The organism is Vibrio ziniensis, assembly GCF_011064285.1.
GTDB classification, from domain to species: domain Bacteria; phylum Pseudomonadota; class Gammaproteobacteria; order Enterobacterales; family Vibrionaceae; genus Vibrio; species Vibrio ziniensis.
On the sequence record NZ_CP049332.1, the window covers coordinates 873,230 to 893,417 of the forward strand.

Consider the following 20,188-nt stretch of genomic DNA (forward strand, 5'->3'; position numbering starts at 1 on the left):
CGTATGGAAATCTGCAGATATGAAAAGTTTGCTCTTGTTAGTTGTAAGGAATGAAAATGGAAGATTTTATTTTGCCAAGTAACAATCCTATGCCTCGCTTAGGCTTGGGCACTTGGTATATGGGTGAGACCCCGCGAACTCGCAAACAGGAAGTAGAAGCGTTGCGCTTTGGTATTGAATACGGTGCTCGTTTGCTGGATTGCGCAGAAATGTATGGTGAAGGCGAAGCCGAAAGCATTGCTGGTGAAGCAATGAAAGGATTCCGTGATCAGCTATATATCGTAAGTAAATTTTATCCTCATAATGCCTCTAGAAAAGGTGTGATTACCGCTTGTGAACGCAGCTTACGTCGTTTGAATACCGATTACTTAGATATGTATCTACTTCACTGGATGGGTTCTGTGCCTTTTGAAGAAACGCTTGAAGCACTTTATTTGTTAAAAGAGCAGGGCAAGATTCGCGATTATGGCGTCAGTAACCTTGATATCAATGACCTGAAAGACTTTTGCTCTGCTGATTCACAAGGGCTTTGTGCAACAAACCAAGTGCTTTATAACTTAGCGTGTAGAGAGCCTGAGTGGGCGGTCAAGCCGTTTTGCGATCAGAAGGGAATGTCAATGATGGCTTACTGCCCATTAGATCAAGGCTCTTTATTATTTGAACCTGCACTTCAGACGATAGCAGACAAGCACAATGCCACTCCAGCCCAAATAGCGTTAGCTTGGTTGCTTCATCAGTCTGGCGTTATTGCTATACCTAAATCCAGCACGGTTTCTCGAGTAAAAGAGAATTTAGATTCTGCCAACATAACGTTAACCGTAAGCGATATTGAGCGGATTAATCGAGAGTTCCCAGCTCCGACAAATGATTATGAAGGGCGAATAGGGATCCGGTAGAGTAAAAGAAAGAGCCGCATTTGCGGCTCTTTAGCTATTTAATGTTCAAGAACAAACAAACGTTAGTGGAAGAAATCTACTTGCTGTTTAAGATGCTTGGACAGTTCTGAAAGCTGCTGAGCACTGTCAGACGTTTGTGCACTTGTTTCACGGCTTTGAACATTTAAGTCTGAAATTTCAGAAGCACTTGCTGCAACTTCTTGTGACACCTGAGCTTGTTGCTCTGCAGTTGTGGCAATCGCTTCGGCTTGACCTGCGATGCCGCGTACTTGTTCTGCTATAGATTCGAGTGAAGTGCCTGCTTCTTGCGCCTTGTCGAGCACCTTGTTGGCGTTTTGCTGGCTTTGATGCATTAAAGAGACAGCATTGCCTGTTGAGCTCTTCAACTGGTTAATAATCTGAACTACGTCTTTAACCGACATTTGCGTGCGAGCAGCAAGAGTCCTTACTTCATCGGCAACTACGGCAAAGCCACGACCTTGTTCACCAGCTCGCGCCGCTTCGATTGCAGCGTTAAGAGCCAGTAAGTTCGTCTGTTCGGCAATATCATCAATCATTTTGGTGACGCTTTGGATGCTATTGCTGTCGTTGTTTACTTGCTCAATGGCTTTTGCTGATTGATCGAGCTGATCGTTGAGCTGTGCCACATCTAAGCAAACTTCTTCCACTTTACCCAAACCGTTTTGCGTACTTTCGTCTGCCTGACGAACGTTTTCGGCAATCGCTTCAACTTGTTGTGCGACGGATTTTGCTGATGTTGCCATCTCTTCAATAGCTGTAACCACTTGTTCTGCTTGTCGCTGTTGTGCATCCGACTGACGCAGGTTGGTTTGTGCATCAGTCAACACACTACTTGACTGACCGTCGAGCTGCTCACTGGTCGAACGAATATCCCCAACAAGAGAGTTAAGGCGGTTTGCCATGTTGCTGACACTGTTTGTAAGCCTTGTTACTTCGTTCTGTGAATTCTGGCTGCCTTGCTCAACTTTGATGCTCACTTCACCTTCGCCCAATCGCTCCATATACCCACTAAGTATGGTCAACGGCTTGGTACTGCGATTGATGAAGAGACTCATGATGACAAAGGTTAATGCGCCAACCACAAGGGAAATGATAGCAATCAGTTTGAGAAGTTCTGTACTCTCTTTGGTCACTTCACTAACAAAAGTACCCCCAAGAATCTTCCAATCCCAACCCGGAACAGTGGCGTACACAATGTATTTTTCTCCGACTGAGCCGTTAAATTCCCATGGATAGGTGAGGATGCCTGTATCTTGACTAAAGATAGCTTTAAAAGGCTTATCACCGTTGTAATCGGCAACATCTAAGATAGATGGGTCATTGGGTTTAAATTTGGGGTGTAACAGATAATGACCAAGGTTTGCTTGTTTGTTGTCTAGAACAATCGTATAGCCAGTGTCACCCCAAGAAACGGAACGTAAAGACTCAAAAATAGATTGGGTGGCATCTTCTACTGGCAAGGCGATACTGGTAATGGCTGTTACTTTTCCTTCATCACTCAATACGGGGTCATAATAGGCGATATAGTTCCGACCTAATAAAGTCACCACACTATAATAAGGCTGACCATTCATGATGTTGTTATATGCAGGGTGTTCTCTGCCTAATAACGTGCCTATTTCTAATTTGCCTTCTGAGTCGCGAAGTGAAGTGGAGATTCGAATCCAATCGTCTCCTACTGGCGCAAATATAGTGGCAGCAGCACCTGTATCCCGACTGAAAGCATCAGGCTTACGTACATCGCTTACAATGCTCTCACCCCAAATTGTAATATCGCGAATTTGGTAGCCATTGTAATTGACTTCGTTATCTTCAACATAAAATCCCTCTAGGTACCCATTACGAAGAGTGGATGCAAGGATACGAGCGGTTTCTAGGTAAGCGTTATACTGACCTTCAATGGTCTTACCCATAGCTTGGATTTTGGACTGTTGTTCCGTCAGTGTCGTATTCAAAAGTACTTTGGAAGCATTTTGATAGACCAATGCAGCTATGCTTGAAAATGCAATCAGCAAACATACCGTCATGACGGTGCGCAACTGAAACCCCAAGTTTCTGTTTCGGTAATATTGGATCATAGACATTCCTAACCTTTTTATACTCAAACCACTTTATGTAGTGATTTATGCATATGTGTTTATTCTTCGTCGTTTTATTTATAGATTTTGTTGAATCTCGGTTGTTACATTTTGCTGAGTTCAGCACTTTGTAGGGGTGTATCTGGTATAAATAAAGGGTGATTCCTCCCGATAGATTTCAAATCCCATGCGTTTGTAGAGGCTTCCTGCATGGCTGTCTTTAAGATAGCTCAGAGAACAGGGTTTTCCGGTTTGTTTAGAATATCGGATGACATATTCCATAACTTTACGTCCGATCCCCTGATTTTGATAATTAGGTAGAATAAAGAACCTAGAAAAGTAGATCTGGTCACGTTTTTCCAGCAACATGTAAGTTCCAATGGGCTTGTCTTGATGACAGATAACTGTAGGCAGACCAGTATTCCATTCGTGTTGATGCAAGGCCCATTGAAGCTCTTCGTCCCAACCATGTTCAAGCGTTAGCAAATCGAAGTCGACAGCCTTCTTAAGCTCATAAGCAAAAAGGCAGTCGGCGTCAGTAGCTGGACGAAATCGAATCTCGCTTAAAACTGAATTACCCTTCAATTTGTGCTCTGTTAGCGCAATTTGCCGAATAGTCTCCATTTAATGCAGCAATGATGTTATCGACAGCACACTGCACCATGCTGTAACGAGTTTCTGTGGTTGCAGAACCTATGTGCGGTAACAAGAATGCATTATCCAATTGGTTAAGGGGTGATGATGCTGGCAGAGGTTCAACTTCAAACACATCCAAACCAGCGGCGCGAATCGTTTTGTTTTTCAACGCTTCGATTAATGCATTTTCATCAACCACTTTGCCACGTGCAGCATTGACAAATATGGCGCTAGATTTCATCAGTTCAAATTGTTCTTTGCCAAACATTTTTTCCGTTGCTGCGCTGAGAGGAACCAATACGACAACGAAATCACACGTTGAAAGCAGCTCATTAAGTTCTAAGCGCTCTGCTGCAAAATCGCGTTCTGCTTCAAAGTTGGCGGAACGGTTGTGGTAGCAGATAGACATACCAAATCCCATATGCGCACGTTTCGCGACTGCGTAACCAATACGACCCATTCCGACAATGCCCATCTTCTTGTGATGAAGGTCAACACCAAAATATTCAGCGGGAAGATTTCTGTCCCAGCGACCTTCTCTCACCATGTTTGAAACCTCTACAGCTCTGCGAGCGGTACCTAAGGCAAGAAGGATGACGGTGTCTGCTACGGTTTCATTTAATACGCCAGGCGTGTGCATTAGGGCAATTTTACGTTGGGAGAGATAGTCAAACCCGAACTGGTCGATACCCACGGAAATGGTCGATACTGCTTCAAGATGTGGTGCAGTATTGAGCAGTTCATCGGACATTACGACACCAGAACCTATGATTCCATGCGCTTGAGTCAATGCTGCGTTGAATTCTTCGCGATTAGCATCATTAAGTTCATTAAACACGGTTAGTTCGAAGTGTTCATGCAGACGGTTGACTTCATTTTCAGGGATACTCTTGTACAGAATGACTTTCTTTTTCATTTACTCTCTCCTAGACAACTTCGCGACCGCTTCCAAAAACAACAATTTGTTCAAGTTTACAGCTGGCAAAGCCAGAATTATTTTATTTTGCTCTTACCTTATATCGTTCTATTATCGTGATCCATACCGACAAAAATAGAAACAGATATTTGAATAAAAAATAAAGTTAACTAAACGTGAATATATCTAACATTGTTACGAAAACCTGTATTTGTAATTAATTACAACTTGATGCGATCTTTTGATGTGTTTATAAGGTATTGTTTATAAATGATTATTTTTATGTGTTGTCTAAGTGAATAAATTTCGTAGTTTAGCAATAATTAATTTAAACAATATTTTTTCTAACTTGACACAAATATATTGTGATATAGATCGCTAACTACAGCTTGAGTTTAATTTTTAAAAAATATTTGTAATTAAAGAAGTTAGACTAAGGTATACAATTTTGCGTTTGGTTGTGATTTAAATCTCTGGTTTTGTAGTTTTGAACAAAACTGGATAAATAAAAAACAGAATAATTTGATAATACTTATGATGTAACTCTTCCCGCGATGAACTAATTTTTATGACATGAACATCACTCAAAGAAGCTTGTGAAATGAATAATACGTTGCCTCGTTATATTAAAGTACATCCTAGCGATAACGTTGCCATCGTTGTTAACGATGGTGGGTTGCCTAAAGGAACTATGTTCAACGACGAATTTCAATTGCAGGAAGATATACCAGAAGGGCATAAAGTAGCTCTTGTTGACCTTGCGCCGGGCGATAAAATTCGCCGCTATGGTGAAGTGATTGGCTACGCCAACACGGCAATTGTTAAAGGTGGTTGGATCAACGAATTTCTCGTGGACATTCCTGAAGCACCACCATTGGAAGATATTCCACTAGCAACTAACGTCCCTGCGCCGTTGCCACCATTAACCGGCTACACCTTTAAAGGTTACCGCAATGCGGATGGTAGTGTGGGAACGAAGAACTTGCTTGGTATTACGACCAGTGTGCATTGTGTTGCGGGCGTGGTGGATTACGTAGTTAACATTATCAAGCGTGACTTACTACCTAAATACCCAAATGTGGACGGTGTCGTTGGTCTGAACCACTTATACGGCTGTGGTGTCGCGATTAATGCGCCAGCAGCGGTAGTGCCAATTCGTACTATTCACAACCTTGCATTGAACCCTAACTTCGGTGGTGAAGTGATGGTAGTGGGTTTAGGCTGTGAAAAACTTCAACCTGAAAAGTTACTTAAAGGAACGGACGACGTTAAAGGCATCAACGTTGATCCGGATGACATTATTTCGCTGCAAAGTGACAATCATGTTGGTTTCCAATCTATGGTTCGTAGCATTTTGCAAACGGCTGAAAAGCACCTTATTAAATTGAATACCCGCCAACGTGAAGATTGTCCTGTGTCTGAACTAGTTGTTGGTACACAGTGTGGTGGTAGCGACGCGTTTTCTGGTGTGACGGCTAACCCTGCGGTTGGTGTTGCTGCTGATCTATTCGTGCGTGCTGGCGCTACCGTGATGTTCTCAGAAGTGACTGAAGTTCGCGACGCGGTATATCTGCTTGGTCCTCGCTGTGAAAGCAAAGAAGTGGGTCAACGCCTAATGGATGAAATGGCTTGGTACGATCACTACCTAAGCCTCGGACAAACAGACCGAAGAGAGAATCCATCTCCGGGCAATAAGAAGGGAGGCTTAGCAAACGTAGTTGAGAAAGCTTTGGGATCTATTGCGAAATCGGGAAGCAGCGCAATCGTAGAAGTTCTTTCGCCAGGACAACGTCCAACGAAAAGAGGTTTGATTTACGCAGCGACACCTGCGAGTGATTTCGTATGTGGTACACAGCAAGTATCTTCAGGCATTACTGTTCAATTGTTTACAACTGGACGTGGTACTCCTTACGGACTAGAGGCAGTTCCTGTCATTAAAGTGGCAACACGAACTCCGCTTGCTAGACGTTGGCACGACCTAATGGATATTGACGCAGGTACAGTTGCAACTGGTGATAACACATTAGAAGAGATGGGTTGGGAAATCTTCCACTACGTTATCGCAGTTGCGAGTGGTGAGAAGAAAACCTACTCAGATCAATGGGGTCTGCATAATGCGCTGGCTGTATTTAACCCAGCACCAGTGACTTAAAAATAATAAGGGTCTGTGTTCTAACGAATGACAGACCCTACCTAATACCTACATATTTTTAAATTAAGTGAAACAAGAGGAATTTATGAAAAAATTCGTAAGGAACGCAATTGCACTTTCTCTAATGGCACTGCCAATGGTTGCGATGAGTGCTGACAAGCCTAACTTTGGTAATATTCGTGTTGTAATCGGTTCTAAATCAACAGGCGGTGATACTTACCAAGCCGCTGCAATTGTTTCTGAAGCACTCGCGAAGAAATTGGATGCAAACGTAAAAGTTGATGCTGTTGGTGAAACCGCTGCATTCCAAACTATTCGCCGAGTGAGCAATGGTAGCACCATTATGATCTTCCACGACCAGTCCTACCTAGGCTACTTGTATGGAACTAAAGGGTACTACGACATCTTTAATGAGTTCACTATCGGTCCAACTTTTGCTATCAACCCTGCAAACGCATACCTAGTGCCTAAGAAGTCTCCATACAACACACTGGATGACATCATTGATGCTGTTGGTAAAGGTGAAACTGTTCGCGTTGCTATCCAACCAGGTGGTGTATCTGAAATCGGCTACAGTGCGGTTAAAAACGCAATCAAATTGAAATATCCTGGTAAAGAGTCAAACTTCATTGCTATTAACACGGGTTCTCAGTCAGACAAAAACCAACTGTTGTTTGATGGCCTAGCAGACCTTATCCAAGGTAGCTTGCCTGCTAACGAACAGTTCACTCGTCTAGAAGCATCTGACCAAAAAGCGATGAAATTCGTATGGTTAACTTCAACTCGTGACACTATCGCGAACGTTAACAAAAACGGTTTTGGTGGTTTAAGTAAAGAGCAAATCTACTCTTATGCAGAGCCAGAAGTACAAGTACCAATGGATGCAACAACGAACTTCACATTCGATAAAGAGTTCTTCTTCCTATACAACAAGAAGATGCCAAAAGACCAAATCGAATACATCGATAAAGCTCTGAAAGAAATCTACGCTGAAGGCGAGATTCAAAAGACTTTTGAAAAAGCGTTCTTTGTACCTAACTTCCGTGATTCAAAAGCAGCACTTGAACACTTACAAGCTAAGAGTGAGAAGTACAAAGAAGTACTTAAAAACATTACTGAATAACTGTCGACTCGTCCTCGATAGTCAGCAAAATGCCCACATTAGTGGGCATTTTTTTATAATAAAGAAAACCAATTTATAAGCCATAAGCTAATTAAGCTGACGCACGTTAATCTATTCATAAGTTAAGAGACTGAATAACCACTTGCCTTAGGGCTGGTTGGGTATTCAATTTTATCCAAGTCTCCCACAAACCAGACAAAGCAGACAATGGCGATCAGTGCATGTAGGCCAGTGATGTAAACTGCCACATCAAAAAACCCCGTAATCTCAATCATGTAGGCGATAACGACCGGTGTAATAATGCCAGAAAGGTTTCCAGCAGTATTGAAAATACCGCCGCACAAGCCGTATAGCGGTTTTGGAGCGATATCCGCAACGATGGTCCAACCTAGTGAACTGAATCCTTTACCGAAAAATGCAAAAGACATAAACATCACAATCAATATCGGCGAATCGGTAAACAGTGAAAAAAGCATAAAAGTGGAGAACATCATACCCACGATGATAGGCAGTTTACGTGCCTTAGCAATGGAAAACCCAAGTTTAACCATACGATCAGAGACTAACCCTGCACAGAGGTTACCAAAGAAACCAAATAATGCTGGTATGGAAGCCATTATTCCCACACTCACTAAAGACATACCTTTAACTTCAATAAGATAGAGAGGAAACCAAGTTAGGAAGAAAAAGGTAATCGCGTTCATGCAGTACTGCCCAAGGCAAACACCTAACATGGTTTTATTGGTCATAAGGAAAGTAATTCGTTCACGTACACTCGATTGCTCAACTTTGGTGCTCGCTGTTTTCACAGCTAGATGTTGATCTAAATAATCCAGTTCTGTTTGCGAAATAAAAGGGTGGTCTTTTGGGCTATGTAGCCAATACTTCAAAACTATCCCTAGTAACAATGCTGCTGACCCAAGGTAGAGAAAGTTAAACTGCCACCCCTGATGATAGGTTACCCAAGCGATGATGGGGGAACAGATAAAAATCGACAGATATTGCGATGAGGCAAATATCGCAGAGGCGAAAGATATTTCATGTTTTGGAAACCAACAGGAAACGATTCGGCTGTTAGCTGGAAAAATAGGCGCTTCAAATAATCCTGCTAATAAACGGAATACTATTAGAGCTGGGAAAATGAAGAATGAGTTTGGAATAAAGGTAACGAAGAATGTGCCTAAGCTGACTACTGACCAGAATATTAAGAAAAAGAGATATAGAAATTTTGTTTTAATTTTGTCCAATAGCAGGCCGCAAGGTATCTGAAATAGTACATAGGTCACAGAAAATGAGGAAAACAAATAACCAAGCTGAACAGTTGAGAGTTGTAAATCCTTACTTAGGTCACCACCTGATATCGATAATATCGATCTCCCACCAAAGAAAATGGTGGTGACAAACATAAGCAAAAATACAACAGAGTATCTAACGGATATCGATTTCATATAAGTCACATTAATTAGAGTTTTCCCTATTTTATGTGAAGAGATGTTTGTCCGCTTATGAGCAGCAAGGCTTTGTGATGTGTTGGATTACATTTGTACAAATCTCCAAAAACCAGTGTTAAAGGCAATGTGCTTTTTGTTTAATTATTTAATTGTTTAAAAACAACAACTTAACCTCATTGTATTGTGGTCACACTGGCTTGTTTGTTTGTACAAAAAAAACAGTCAACTTACTTGTTTTTTTGTATAAATGAATAAAGCGAAGGCAAGTGCTATCCTCCATACTATTCACATCCAAAGTTCTTAAATTACCTTACATAAGGAAAATGCTATGCTAAATGTGAGTATCGATTTTGCAGAATCGCATTGGTTTTTCCCCAAGATAGTGATCACGTGTATCCTTGTTTTATTCGCGATTATCTTGGTGAAAGAAAGAAAAACAATTGCGAAAAGCGTTGCTGGTTTTTCAATGAAATCAATTCTGAATCATGAAAACTACAAAGCGTACCTATTTTTGGCGTTGATCAGTGTTTATATCTTGGTGATGGAAGCGTTAGGTGAAGTATTTCCAAATACAGGGTATGCATTTTTAATTACGACTATCCCTTTTCTATTCTGTATCCCTTTACTAATCGAAAAAGAAATCAACAAAAGAAAAATTATATATATAACCATTAACTCGGTTATATCACCAGTAATTGCCTGGGTAGTGTTAGGTCAAATTTTTGGAATTACACTTCCTTAAAATTTATATTTGAAACAAAAACTTGAATGTGGAACTTCTTATGGAAATATTGTCACATTTGTCTATTAATATGTTTCTGCTGAGTTCGATTGGCGTATTAATAGGTATTATTTTCGGTGCCATTCCGGGTATGACAGCAACACTTGCTGTAGCGGTTTGTTTACCTTTAACTTATTCACTTGGCTTAACTGACGGTTTAGCTCTACTACTTGGTCTATATGTTGGTGGTATCTCAGGAGGTTTGGTGCCTGCGGTACTGATCAATATCCCTGGTACCCCTTCGTCTATTACCACCACTTTTGATGGCTATCCTATGGCTCAGAGAGGCCAGGGTGAAAGCGCACTGAAAATTGCTGTTGCGTCTTCACTTTTTGGTGGCTTATTTAGTGCAATTGTTCTCTATTTTTTCGCGCCGTTCCTTGCGAACTTTGCAATTAAATTCTCTACTGTTGAAAAATTCCTGCTTATTTTCTTGGCTCTGACGGTTATCTCGTCTCTGTCTAAAAACATGTTGATGGGTATTTTCAGTGGCCTGTTAGGTGTATTAGTTGCTTTAATTGGTGCTTACGATATCTCTGTTGGTGGTAACGGCGAATACCGCTTAATGCCACAAGCGTTTGAAGACCAATTAAGTTTCGGTTTCTCACTACTGCCAGTACTTATCGGTATGTTCGGTCTGTCTTCTATTATCGTTGCTTGTTTGAATAAGAAGTCTGACGATGATGTAACGAGCGACATGATCAAATTGGATGCAAAACAAAAGTTCAACTGGTCAGTATTTAAAGGTCAATTCTTCAACCTAATTCGTTCTTCTTCTATTGGTACATTCGTTGGTCTTTTACCTGGTATCGGTGGTAGTGCGGCGTCAGTACTTGCTTATACACAGCAAAAGAACATTTCTAAAAACCCTGACCAAATGGGTAAAGGTGCACCTGAGGGCATCATTACCTCTGAATCAGCAAACAACGGCCTTACAGGTGGTGCGTTAATTCCGCTTCTATCACTGGGTATCCCTGGAGACTCAACAACAGCGGTTCTGATTGGTGCATTTACACTGCAAGGTATTCAGGTTGGCCCATTGTTCATCAATGAAAACCTAGAAACTTGGGATTTCATGATCATCTCATTGTTCTTCGCTAACTTTGTGATGTTCGCAATCATGTTCTTCGCTATCCGCTACGTTGCGAAGGTAGTACTGATTCCTAAATACATTCTGTATCCAATCATCGTGATGATGTGTGTTATCGGCGCATACGCAATCAACTACGGCGTGATGTTCGATGTATGGACACTAGTGTTGTTCGGCATCTTTGGTGTGTTGGCTTCGAAGATTGGATTGGAAGTGGTGCCATTCATCATTGGCTTCATCTTGGGTAAATCGGCAGAAGTGTACTTCGTGAAGAGTATCGAGTCTTACGGTGATCTATCCATCTTCGTTACTAAGAGCCCAATTGCGATGTTCTTGTGGGTAATCATTCTGGCTTCAGTTGGATATACGATTCGCTCGGCATTCAAATCAAGCAAAAACAAAAAAGTAAGTAAAACTGCGTAACGTACGGTGAATGTGATGAGTCCTGCGAAGTTTATGCCAATGGTCGAGAGTATGACGGTAATCCCTGTTGCAGGGTATGACAGCATGCTACTGAATCTAAGTGGTGCACATGCCCCTTACTTCACTCGCAACATTGTGATTTTGCAGGACAACTTGGGCAACACCGGATTAGGGGAAGTACCGGGTGGTGAGAACATTCGCAAAACGTTAGAGGACGCACGTGGGTTTGTTGTTGGCCGTAGTATCGGTGAATACAAAAACATCATGAACGAAGTCCGAAATGCGTTCTCAGAACGCGACGCAGCGGGTCGTGGTTTACAGACATTCGATTTGCGAACCACGATTCATGCAGTAACAGCGATTGAGTCAGCAATGCTCGATCTTTTGGGGCAAGCGCTAAACGTTCCGGTAGCCGCGCTGCTTGGAGAAGGTCAACAACGCGATAAAGTCGAAATGTTGGGTTACCTATTTTTTGTCGGTGACCGTAACAACACGGATCTGCAGTATCAAAGTCAGCCTAATGACAATTGTGATTGGTACCGCATTCGTCACGAAGAAGCATTAACGTCGGACGGTATTGTTCGCTTAGCGGAAGCCGCGTTCGACAAATATGGGTTTAGCAATTTTAAGCTGAAGGGCGGCGTTTTCCGCCCTGATGAGGAAGCTGATGCAGTCTGTGCATTGGCAAGCCGATTCCCAGATGCGCGAGTGACGATCGATCCGAATGGCTCTTGGTCTTTGCAGGATGCCATTCGAATCGGGAAAGGTTTGAAAAATGTGTTGGCGTACGCCGAAGACCCATGTGGTGCTGAGGCTGGATATTCAGGACGCGAGACGATGGCTGAGTTTCGTCGCGCAACGGGTATCCCAACAGCAACCAACATGGTGGCGACAGATTGGCGCGAACTTGGACATTCGATTTCGCTGCGAGCGGTCGACATTCCATTGGCGGATCCGCATTTTTGGACGATGGAAGGCTCAGTGCGCGTTGCGCAGTTGTGCCACGAATGGGGGCTAATGTGGGGCTCTCACTCGAACAACCATTTTGATATTTCCTTGGCGATGTTTACGCAAGTTGCCGCCGCCGCACCCGGAGAGATCACTGCCTTAGATACACATTGGATCTGGCAGGAAGGTAATCAACGTTTAACAAAAGAGCCATTGAAGATTCAAGGTGGCTTTATCACGGTGCCGGACAAACCTGGTTTGGGTATCGAAATCGACATGGCTCAAGTGGAAAAAGCGCATGAGCTTTACAAGAACATGGGGTTAGGCGGACGCGATGATGCCATCGGTATGCAGTACCTTGTCCCTAACTGGAAATTCGACAACAAAAGACCGTGCTTGGTTCGATAAGAGCAGGTAGAGGAAAGTTACATGAATGAAAACATTTATCCAAATCACTTTAGACGCGCGATGATCAATCAAGAAAAACGTATTGGTTGTTGGAGTGCTTTAGCGAGCCCAATTACCACTGAGATCCTTGGTTTAGCGGGTTTTGACTTCATCCTTCTGGATGGCGAGCACGCTCCAAACGACGTGCAAACTTTCATCCCACAGCTGATGGCATTGAAAGACAGCCGTAGCGTGCCAGTAGTTCGTCCACCAGTGAATGACCCAATCGTACTTAAACGTTTATTGGATATCGGTTTCTACAACTTCATCGTTCCTTTTGTTGAAACCAAAGAACAAGCAGAACTTGCAGTTGCGTCTACTCGTTATCCGCCAGAAGGCATTCGTGGCGTATCTGTGGGTCACCGAAGCAATGCGTACGGCACGATTACCGATTACTTCAAAAACATAAACGAGAACATCTGTGTTGTGGTTCAAATCGAAAGCCAAGAAGGCTTAGACAATCTAGACGATATTCTAGCGGTAAAAGGTTTGGATGGTGTGTTTGTTGGGCCAAGTGACTTGGCAGCAGCGTTGGGTCATTTAGGCAATGCAAGCCACCCAGATGTGCAAGCAGCGATTAAGACCGTATTTGAAAAAGCGCAAGCGGTTGGTAAATCAGTCGGTATTTTGGCTCCAGTTCAAGCAGACGCAGAGCGTTACCTTGAATGGGGTGCGAACCTAGTCGCAGTGGGTAGTGACCTAGGTGTGTTTAAAGCAGCGACACAAGCATTGTGTCAAAAATTTCTAAGTGAATAAGGGCGAAGAGGAATAGTTATGAAAATCGGATTTATTGGCCTAGGCATCATGGGCAAACCAATGAGTAAAAACCTACTTAAAGCAGGTTATTCATTAGTGGTACTAGACCGCAACCAAGTAGCGGTTAAAGAGCTAACAGATGCTGGCGCGGTATCAGCGACTTCGCCTAAAGCAGTGGCAGAGCAGTGTGATGTTGTAATCACTATGCTTCCTAACTCACCACACGTAAAAGAAGTAGCGTTAGGTGAAAACGGCTTAGCAGACGGTGCAAAGCCAGGTCTTGTATTTATCGACATGAGTTCAATTGCTCCATTAGCTAGCCAAGAGATCGCTAAAGGTTTAGCAGAGAAAGGCGTTCTAATGCTTGACGCACCAGTAAGTGGTGGTGAACCAAAAGCTATTGACGGCACTCTTTCTGTCATGGTTGGTGGCGACAAAGCAGTATTTGATAAGTACTACGATGTAATGAAAGCGATGGCTGGCTCCGTGGTTCACACTGGTGACATCGGCGCTGGTAACGTAACCAAACTTGCTAACCAAGTAATCGTGGCACTGAACATCGCAGCAATGTCAGAAGCTCTTTCTCTAGCGACGAAAGCAGGCGTAAACCCTGAATTGGTTTACAAAGCGATTCGTGGTGGTTTAGCGGGTAGCACCGTTCTGGATGCGAAAGCACCAATGGTACTTAATCGTAATTTCGAACCAGGTTTCCGTATCGACCTTCATATTAAAGATCTTGCAAACGCGTTAGACACTTCTCACGGTGTGGGCGCACAACTTCCTCTTACTGCACAAGTAATGGAAATGATGCAAGCGCTTAAAGCTGACGGTCTTGAAATGAAAGACCACAGTGCACTTGCTCTGCACTATGAAAAACTAGCTAAGGTAACTATCCAAAGCTAATGGTCTAGCAGCAGGTTTGTAGGGAACCTGCTGCTTCCTTTTTTTATCGAGTGGTGTCTATTGATGAAGATTGTAATCGCACCTGATTCGTACAAAGAGAGCTTAAGCGCGATTGAAGTCGCTGACGCTATCGAGTCAGGATTTAGACAAGTATTTCCCGATTATCAGTATGTGAAATGTCCAGTTGCTGACGGTGGTGAAGGTTCAGTTGAAGCCTTAGTCGACGCGTCAGGCGGAGAGATGGTGTACACTGAAGTGATAGGTCCGTTAGGCGACCATCACAAAGCATTCTACGGTATTTCTGGCGATAAAAAGACCGCATTTATTGAAATGGCAGCAGCCAGCGGTATTGAATTGATTGCTCCTGAACATCGAGACCCTTATACAGCGACCACTTTTGGTACAGGACAGCTCATCGACCACGTCTTAAATCAAGGTATTCGCCATATGATTATCTGCATAGGTGGCAGTGCGACTAACGATGCAGGTTGTGGAATGATGCAAGCATTGGGCGTTTCGTTCAAAGATGCACAAGGCAACGAACTTGTTTACGGTGGCTTAGCACTTGAGACACTTGCTCATATTGATGCGAGTAATCTTGATAAGCGTTTGAGTGAATGTCATATCGAAGTCGCCTGTGATGTGACCAACCCACTAACCGGTTTAAACGGCGCCTCTCATATTTATGGTCCACAAAAAGGAGCAACACCTGAGATGGTGAAGCGTCTTGATGCAGCGTTAGCTAATTTTGCCAAAGTGGTTGAGCAAGACCTAGACAAACAAGTAGATCATATTCCTGGCGCTGGTGCGGCAGGGGGGATGGGTGCAGCATTCTATGCATTTTTAGATGCAGACCTTCGTCCAGGCATCGACATCATGACTCATGCTGTTGGTTTGGAAAATATGGTGAAAGATGCCAACTTGGTGATCACTGGTGAAGGTCGTTTAGACAGTCAAAGCGTTAACGGTAAAGTGCCTGTGGGTGTGGCAAGAATTGCCAAACATTACCAGTTACCTGTGATTGCGATTGCCGGAGCGCTGGGTGATGAGATCGATGAGGTTTATCAGCACGGTATTGATTGCGCCTTTGACTCTGTATACAAAATCACCACTTTTGATGAGATTAAGAAAGAAGCAAAAGCAAATGTTACCCGCAGTGCGTTTAACATTGCCTCTGCAATCCAAGTTGGTCAAAGTTTAACGTTATAAAATCAAACTAAAATACAAACGGCACATATCTCTAAAGTTGTGCAAATCAATATTGCAAATTTCTTCCACCCGTTTCATACGATATCTAAGGGTGTTGGGGTGAACATAGAGAACGTTGGATGTTTTCTTAATGTCACAGCTGTTTTCAAACCAACACAAAATTGTGTGGATCAGTGTCGGATCAGCCAGCTCTAACTGTTGAACGTGAGTAGAAAGCTTATCTCGTTGCCAGCGAGATAAGCTGCTCTCAAACAGAGCAGGAAGTTCATACTGAGCGAATGGATAAAACTTCGCTTCTGGATTCAAACGTTGTCCGGCTTTCATCGTCGCCATTGCACTTTCAAATGCGTAATGAAGATTCTGCGGTTGGCTATAGATAGCACCAATCGAGCAATGGAAATCCACTTTAAGTGATTCTGCTAAATAGCTGGTAATGCTTTGCCAGTCATCAATGACGATTTCACCGCTTTTCTCTTTCTCTGTCACATTGAGCAACACTAAGTTTGTTTTGTAAGAGTATTCGGCTTTGAGGCGTTTACGTGACCACTGATTGAGTACGCGAACGACTTCTTTTTGATCACCAGAGTTACCAACTTCAATTACACAAATAGCGTGATGATTGAAAATATCGACTTTTAACTGCGCCGCCATATTGGTGATGTGTTCTTGTGATGCATTCGGGTCGATACACTCAAGCAGAAGCTCTTCAAGTTTGCGTTCGCTCCAGCGCGTCATCTCCATCATTGAGGTGTATTCAACCACCATTTCAGCGGCCATTTTTACCATTTCACCGAACGGGCGGACTTCCTCTAATGGACCTGAAATGCCGATAACACCAATTGGTTCATTGTTAAAAATGATAGGTAGGTTTACTCCCGGTTTTACGTGGGGAAACTCAGGCAACATACCTTCGGAGATTTCAATTGGTTTTAGCTCACTTAATGCGAGTACAGCACCACCATGCTTTTGATATTTGCGAGCGGGGTTGGTTGAAGCAATGATAATGCCTGTCTCATCCATAACATTAAGTGGGTACTTAATGATTTTTTGCGCTCGGTCGACAATTCGTTGTGCTAATTGTTCATGTAACTGCATATATTCACTTGTGGCTTTTTGTTCGCTACGTCAAAGGTTGATACCTTGTTGAGACATAAGCCCTATTAGGGAGATAACCAACAATCATAATGCACAACAATAATTTTAACTGAGATCTCAATCGCATCGAGGGATTGGCAGCTATGTAATTGAGTGAGTTCACCACTGGTTGTATATCTGCAAGGTTTAGAGGCTGCAATGTCTTAAGACTGCTATGTTTTAGTGATACATGTTATGTGCAGGGAGCAGAAGGAATGCAGGTATGAAGAGATGGATAACGCTATTGATGATATCGGTACTGCTTGCTGGCTGCGGTACCAAATTTGTTTACCATCATATTGATTGGTTTGTACTTGAATATCTGGATGACTATGTGACTTTAACCGACCAGCAAGAGAGCTTGGTCAAAACCCAGATTCACGCCCTTAGCCAGTGGCATCAAAGTGAAGAGTTAAACAACTACATTGTTCAATTTGACGAGTTGTTGGAACTCAATCCCAAAACACTCACTCTGGAACAACTTCAACAACACAGAGATTGGATTTATCAACATTATCAAAGCTTAGTTACTCGTATATTCCCAAGTATCTATCCGCTTGCCAACGATCTATCTGACAAACAGGTGGAGGAGTTTATGCAAGCGATGGCTAAGCGCCACCAAAAGTATTCAGACAAATATGCAGGTTTGAATGAAAACGAAACTCGAGCCAAATACCAAGAACGTATTACTGAGCGGATGGAGCAGTGGCTAGGTGAATTAAACAACGAGCAACAGCAATTCGTTAAGCTATGGGCTAGATCTTTGCAAATTACCACCGACGACTGGATTGTGTTTCAAACCATTCAACGAAATGAGATTAAGTCATTGCTAGAAGAACGCAATAACAAAGCTGAGTTTAATCAAAAGCTTTATAAACTTCTTTATTCTCAAGAGGAGTCATATAGCCCCGTGTTTAAGGCAAAACTCAATTACAATCAACAAACGTCAAATGAATATATTCTCAATATTGTTCATCTCTCCACACCAAAGCAGATAAAGCACTTCAAAGAAACCATTTATGAATGGCGCAATCTAGTACGCGATTTATACATGATTGATAGCTAAAGTGTTTTTACTCTTACTTTGAGTCCAACGATCAATAATGGATAATATGTTGTATTTCTGTTAGTTATGCATTGAGAATATTATTAATTAATATCCCCGATAGATGTTACAATCGCTCTGCAAATGTAACAACAAGTAAGCTTGTGATTAGTGCATGTGCATCCGCCATGGTTTTAACTCCATGATAGCGGAGCAAATTGAGTTCTAATCATTATGTCGTAGGGATACTGAAATACATGAAAACCTTTTCTTTTAAGAACAAGATAATCGCGCTGATTGCTAGCATCATTGCGGTCACTATTTTTGTTTCATATATGAGTGTGAACCATTTTATTAGTGGTTATATCTATGAATCAGACACCGCAAGAATCAAACACAATATTGAGTTGGTGACTGCTCAGCTAGAGCGGGAGCTGCAAGAAAAACTCTCACTGACTAAAAGTCTTAACTTCAGCATGATGGATATTGCAGACACGAAAGCGTCGACAGGTTTTGCAAGTATTGTATTGGTTGCTAATGGCTATGCATTCGATGATACCGCGAATTCGCTTGAAGATGAGCAAACAGAAATATATCTAAAGCTAGCTGAGCAATTAACAGAAGAGCCAACTATGAGCGGTGTGGAAATGGTGGATGGTAAACCAACCGTCAACATCGCTCTGAAGAAGTTTGATGGTTCTGCAAACTTCTTTACGATGGATATCAGTAAGCTAAAAGATATTATCAAAGCCTACTCACTTCCAGGCAGTTATATGGAGCTGATATCAGCAAACCAGATTACCATTTTCACTGATAAGGTGAGCGATCACGTTATTCCAGTATCAAACCAGTTCACCATTGATAGCCAAACATGGTCTCTGAATGGTTATATTGATCTTGATAATATTCAAACAAATACTGACAGTTTGAACTGGGATATTACACTGGCATTACTCGCTGCTGCGGCAATTATTATTGTTCTAAGTATTGCGATGCTTAACTTCGCATTTAAGCCGTTGTTGCGTCTAAAAGATCTTGTGGCCGGCCTTTCCCAAGGTAATGGTGATTTAACACAGCGTCTAAATGTTACGTCGAATGATGAAATTGGTCAGATCTCAACATCGATTAACCGCTTCATTGAACAACTACAGGGTATGTTTATTGACGTCTCTAGCTCATCATCGAAAATTGATGTTGCCGTGAGCAATCTAAGCAACCAATCTCAATCAAATATCCAGATGTTGAATGCACATACTATTGAGACGGAGCAGGTGATCACTGCAATTGACGAAATGAGTGCGACGGCTGGTTCGATTGCACAAAGCGCTGCTGATGCGGCTAAGTTGACTGAGCTGACAAACACCTATGCAGATGAGTCTAAACAAACAGTAAATCAAGCTGTGAGAAGCGTGACGGAATTGGAAGCGGACGTCGCGGAGATGTCAACTACCATTAGTGCTATGAATCAAGATACTAAGCAAATCAGTACTGTGCTTCAAGTGATTGGAGACATTGCAGAGCAGACGAACCTACTGGCATTGAACGCAGCGATTGAAGCGGCGCGTGCTGGTGAACAAGGACGTGGTTTTGCGGTTGTTGCGGACGAGGTTCGTGCATTGGCGGCGCGTACTCAACAAAGCACAGCGCAAATCAATGAGATGCTTTCTAAGCTCAATAACACCTCTGAAAATGTGGTGAGTAAAATGGAAACCACTCGTAGAAGTTGTGAAGCAACTTCGCAAAGCACACATAAAGTAATGGAATCTCTCAACACCGTTACAGCATCCGTGATTGAAATTAATGACCTGAACACATTAATGGCAACCTCAGCAGAACAGCAAAGTCATGTTACAGAAGAAGTGAGCCGCAATATGGCGGCGATCCAAGAACTCATAAATCAGTTAAATAATAGCGCTTCACAGACCAATGCGATAAGCCAAGAGTTAAAAGGTACTTCAACGGATCTATCCCAAGTAGTAAATCAATTTAGAGTTTGCTAGACAGGCGAGTTAGTACACCTAGTAGAACGAGCACCCAAGGGGGCTCGTTTTTTTTGTAGCCGTTGTGCTGTTACAGTATTACTTTAAAAAATGAAACATCGTGTTAGAAAATCTAGTTGAGATAGACTAAAAACATGACCGAAGTCTCATTTACCGAACGATGTAGGATCATCTATGAA

The 20,188-nt window shown here is 42.5% G+C and carries 16 protein-coding genes; 11 read left to right on the top strand and 5 right to left on the bottom strand.

What is annotated here, in order from left to right:
- The first annotated feature begins 56 nt into the window (after nucleotides 1-56).
- Nucleotides 57-896, top strand: a complete 840-nt coding sequence (locus tag G5S32_RS18915; RefSeq protein WP_165313705.1) for an aldo/keto reductase — start codon at nucleotides 57-59, stop codon at nucleotides 894-896.
- A gap of 62 nt (nucleotides 897-958) precedes the next feature.
- Here the strand turns inward: G5S32_RS18915 and G5S32_RS18920 are convergent, their stop codons facing one another.
- The 3 genes from G5S32_RS18920 to G5S32_RS18930 all read right to left on the bottom strand — a co-directional run bounded on the left by G5S32_RS18920 (nucleotide 959) and on the right by G5S32_RS18930 (nucleotide 4,547).
- Nucleotides 959-2,995, bottom strand: coding sequence for a methyl-accepting chemotaxis protein (locus G5S32_RS18920; RefSeq protein WP_165313706.1), 2,037 nt, complete (start codon nucleotides 2,993-2,995; stop codon nucleotides 959-961).
- Nucleotides 2,996-3,115: 120 nt separating this feature from the next.
- A complete protein-coding gene (locus G5S32_RS18925) occupies nucleotides 3,116-3,580 on the bottom strand; it encodes a GNAT family N-acetyltransferase (RefSeq protein ID WP_246201124.1) in 465 nt (154 codons plus the stop codon).
- Nucleotides 3,570-4,547: a 2-hydroxyacid dehydrogenase gene (locus tag G5S32_RS18930; RefSeq protein ID WP_165313708.1), complete on the bottom strand. Its 978-nt coding sequence runs from the start codon at nucleotides 4,545-4,547 to the stop codon at nucleotides 3,570-3,572. Before G5S32_RS18930 ends, G5S32_RS18925 begins: the two co-directional genes overlap by 11 nt.
- Nucleotides 4,548-5,148: 601 nt before the next feature.
- Here G5S32_RS18930 and garD point away from each other — a divergent pair.
- Together garD and G5S32_RS18940 are read left to right on the top strand one after the other, a co-directional pair.
- Nucleotides 5,149-6,699: a galactarate dehydratase gene (gene garD, locus G5S32_RS18935; protein ID WP_165313709.1), complete on the top strand. Its 1,551-nt coding sequence runs from the start codon at nucleotides 5,149-5,151 to the stop codon at nucleotides 6,697-6,699.
- 85 nt (nucleotides 6,700-6,784) lie between these two features.
- A complete protein-coding gene (locus tag G5S32_RS18940; protein WP_165313710.1) occupies nucleotides 6,785-7,822 on the top strand; it encodes a type 2 periplasmic-binding domain-containing protein in 1,038 nt (345 codons plus the stop codon).
- Between the two features lie 122 nt (nucleotides 7,823-7,944).
- Here G5S32_RS18940 and G5S32_RS18945 read toward each other — a convergent pair whose 3' ends face one another.
- A complete protein-coding gene (locus G5S32_RS18945) occupies nucleotides 7,945-9,270 on the bottom strand; it encodes an MFS transporter (RefSeq protein ID WP_165313711.1) in 1,326 nt (441 codons plus the stop codon).
- A 331-nt stretch (nucleotides 9,271-9,601) separates the two neighbouring features.
- Here G5S32_RS18945 and G5S32_RS18950 point away from each other — a divergent pair, with 331 nt between their 5' ends.
- The 6 genes from G5S32_RS18950 (at nucleotide 9,602) to G5S32_RS18975 (ending at nucleotide 15,830) form a co-directional block, all read left to right on the top strand.
- Nucleotides 9,602-10,015 carry a tripartite tricarboxylate transporter TctB family protein gene (locus tag G5S32_RS18950; protein WP_165313712.1) on the top strand — a complete coding sequence of 138 codons (414 nt, stop codon included), beginning with the start codon at nucleotides 9,602-9,604 and terminating at the stop codon, nucleotides 10,013-10,015.
- A gap of 40 nt (nucleotides 10,016-10,055) precedes the next feature.
- The gene (locus G5S32_RS18955; protein ID WP_165313713.1) at nucleotides 10,056-11,567 is read left to right on the top strand and encodes a tripartite tricarboxylate transporter permease; all 1,512 of its coding nucleotides are present in this window, start codon (nucleotides 10,056-10,058) and stop codon (nucleotides 11,565-11,567) included.
- Nucleotides 11,568-11,582: 15 nt separating this feature from the next.
- A complete protein-coding gene (gudD, locus tag G5S32_RS18960; protein ID WP_165313714.1) occupies nucleotides 11,583-12,923 on the top strand; it encodes a glucarate dehydratase in 1,341 nt (446 codons plus the stop codon).
- A 21-nt stretch (nucleotides 12,924-12,944) separates the two neighbouring features.
- A complete protein-coding gene (garL, locus tag G5S32_RS18965) occupies nucleotides 12,945-13,718 on the top strand; it encodes a 2-dehydro-3-deoxyglucarate aldolase (protein WP_042481436.1) in 774 nt (257 codons plus the stop codon).
- 18 nt (nucleotides 13,719-13,736) lie between these two features.
- On the top strand, nucleotides 13,737-14,621 hold the full coding sequence (gene garR, locus G5S32_RS18970) for a 2-hydroxy-3-oxopropionate reductase (protein WP_165313715.1): 885 nt from the start codon (nucleotides 13,737-13,739) through the stop codon (nucleotides 14,619-14,621).
- Between the two features lie 63 nt (nucleotides 14,622-14,684).
- Entirely contained in the window at nucleotides 14,685-15,830 is a 1,146-nt protein-coding gene (locus G5S32_RS18975) for a glycerate kinase (protein ID WP_165313716.1), read from the top strand.
- Here G5S32_RS18975 and G5S32_RS18980 read toward each other — a convergent pair.
- The gene (locus tag G5S32_RS18980; RefSeq protein ID WP_165313717.1) at nucleotides 15,825-16,925 is read right to left on the bottom strand and encodes a CdaR family transcriptional regulator; all 1,101 of its coding nucleotides are present in this window, start codon (nucleotides 16,923-16,925) and stop codon (nucleotides 15,825-15,827) included. The genes G5S32_RS18975 and G5S32_RS18980 overlap by 6 nt on opposite strands.
- A gap of 262 nt (nucleotides 16,926-17,187) precedes the next feature.
- On the opposite strand from G5S32_RS18980, the gene G5S32_RS18985 reads away from it, so the two are divergent.
- Together G5S32_RS18985 and G5S32_RS18990 are read left to right on the top strand one after the other, a co-directional pair.
- Nucleotides 17,188-18,030, top strand: a complete 843-nt coding sequence (locus G5S32_RS18985) for a DUF6279 family lipoprotein (protein ID WP_165313718.1) — start codon at nucleotides 17,188-17,190, stop codon at nucleotides 18,028-18,030.
- Between the two features lie 236 nt (nucleotides 18,031-18,266).
- Complete coding sequence (locus tag G5S32_RS18990) at nucleotides 18,267-20,009, top strand: methyl-accepting chemotaxis protein (protein WP_165313719.1); 1,743 nt, start codon at nucleotides 18,267-18,269, stop codon at nucleotides 20,007-20,009.
- The last annotated feature ends 179 nt before the right edge of the window (nucleotides 20,010-20,188 follow it).

Excerpts from the sequence above, each read along its gene's own strand:
- G5S32_RS18915 (WP_165313705.1), top strand. The coding sequence starts at position 57 with ATGGAAGATTTTATTTTGCCAAGTAACAATCCTATGCCTCGCTTAGGC.
- G5S32_RS18920 (WP_165313706.1), bottom strand. The coding sequence starts at position 2,995 with ATGATCCAATATTACCGAAACAGAAACTTGGGGTTTCAGTTGCGCACC.
- G5S32_RS18930 (WP_165313708.1), bottom strand. The coding sequence starts at position 4,547 with ATGAAAAAGAAAGTCATTCTGTACAAGAGTATCCCTGAAAATGAAGTC.
- garD (WP_165313709.1), top strand. The coding sequence starts at position 5,149 with ATGAATAATACGTTGCCTCGTTATATTAAAGTACATCCTAGCGATAAC.
- G5S32_RS18940 (WP_165313710.1), top strand. The coding sequence starts at position 6,785 with ATGAAAAAATTCGTAAGGAACGCAATTGCACTTTCTCTAATGGCACTG.
- G5S32_RS18945 (WP_165313711.1), bottom strand. The coding sequence starts at position 9,270 with ATGAAATCGATATCCGTTAGATACTCTGTTGTATTTTTGCTTATGTTT.
- G5S32_RS18950 (WP_165313712.1), top strand. The coding sequence starts at position 9,602 with ATGCTAAATGTGAGTATCGATTTTGCAGAATCGCATTGGTTTTTCCCC.
- G5S32_RS18955 (WP_165313713.1), top strand. The coding sequence starts at position 10,056 with ATGGAAATATTGTCACATTTGTCTATTAATATGTTTCTGCTGAGTTCG.
- gudD (WP_165313714.1), top strand. The coding sequence starts at position 11,583 with ATGAGTCCTGCGAAGTTTATGCCAATGGTCGAGAGTATGACGGTAATC.
- garL (WP_042481436.1), top strand. The coding sequence starts at position 12,945 with ATGAATGAAAACATTTATCCAAATCACTTTAGACGCGCGATGATCAAT.
- garR (WP_165313715.1), top strand. The coding sequence starts at position 13,737 with ATGAAAATCGGATTTATTGGCCTAGGCATCATGGGCAAACCAATGAGT.
- G5S32_RS18975 (WP_165313716.1), top strand. The coding sequence starts at position 14,685 with ATGAAGATTGTAATCGCACCTGATTCGTACAAAGAGAGCTTAAGCGCG.
- G5S32_RS18980 (WP_165313717.1), bottom strand. The coding sequence starts at position 16,925 with ATGCAGTTACATGAACAATTAGCACAACGAATTGTCGACCGAGCGCAA.
- G5S32_RS18985 (WP_165313718.1), top strand. The coding sequence starts at position 17,188 with ATGAAGAGATGGATAACGCTATTGATGATATCGGTACTGCTTGCTGGC.
- G5S32_RS18990 (WP_165313719.1), top strand. The coding sequence starts at position 18,267 with ATGAAAACCTTTTCTTTTAAGAACAAGATAATCGCGCTGATTGCTAGC.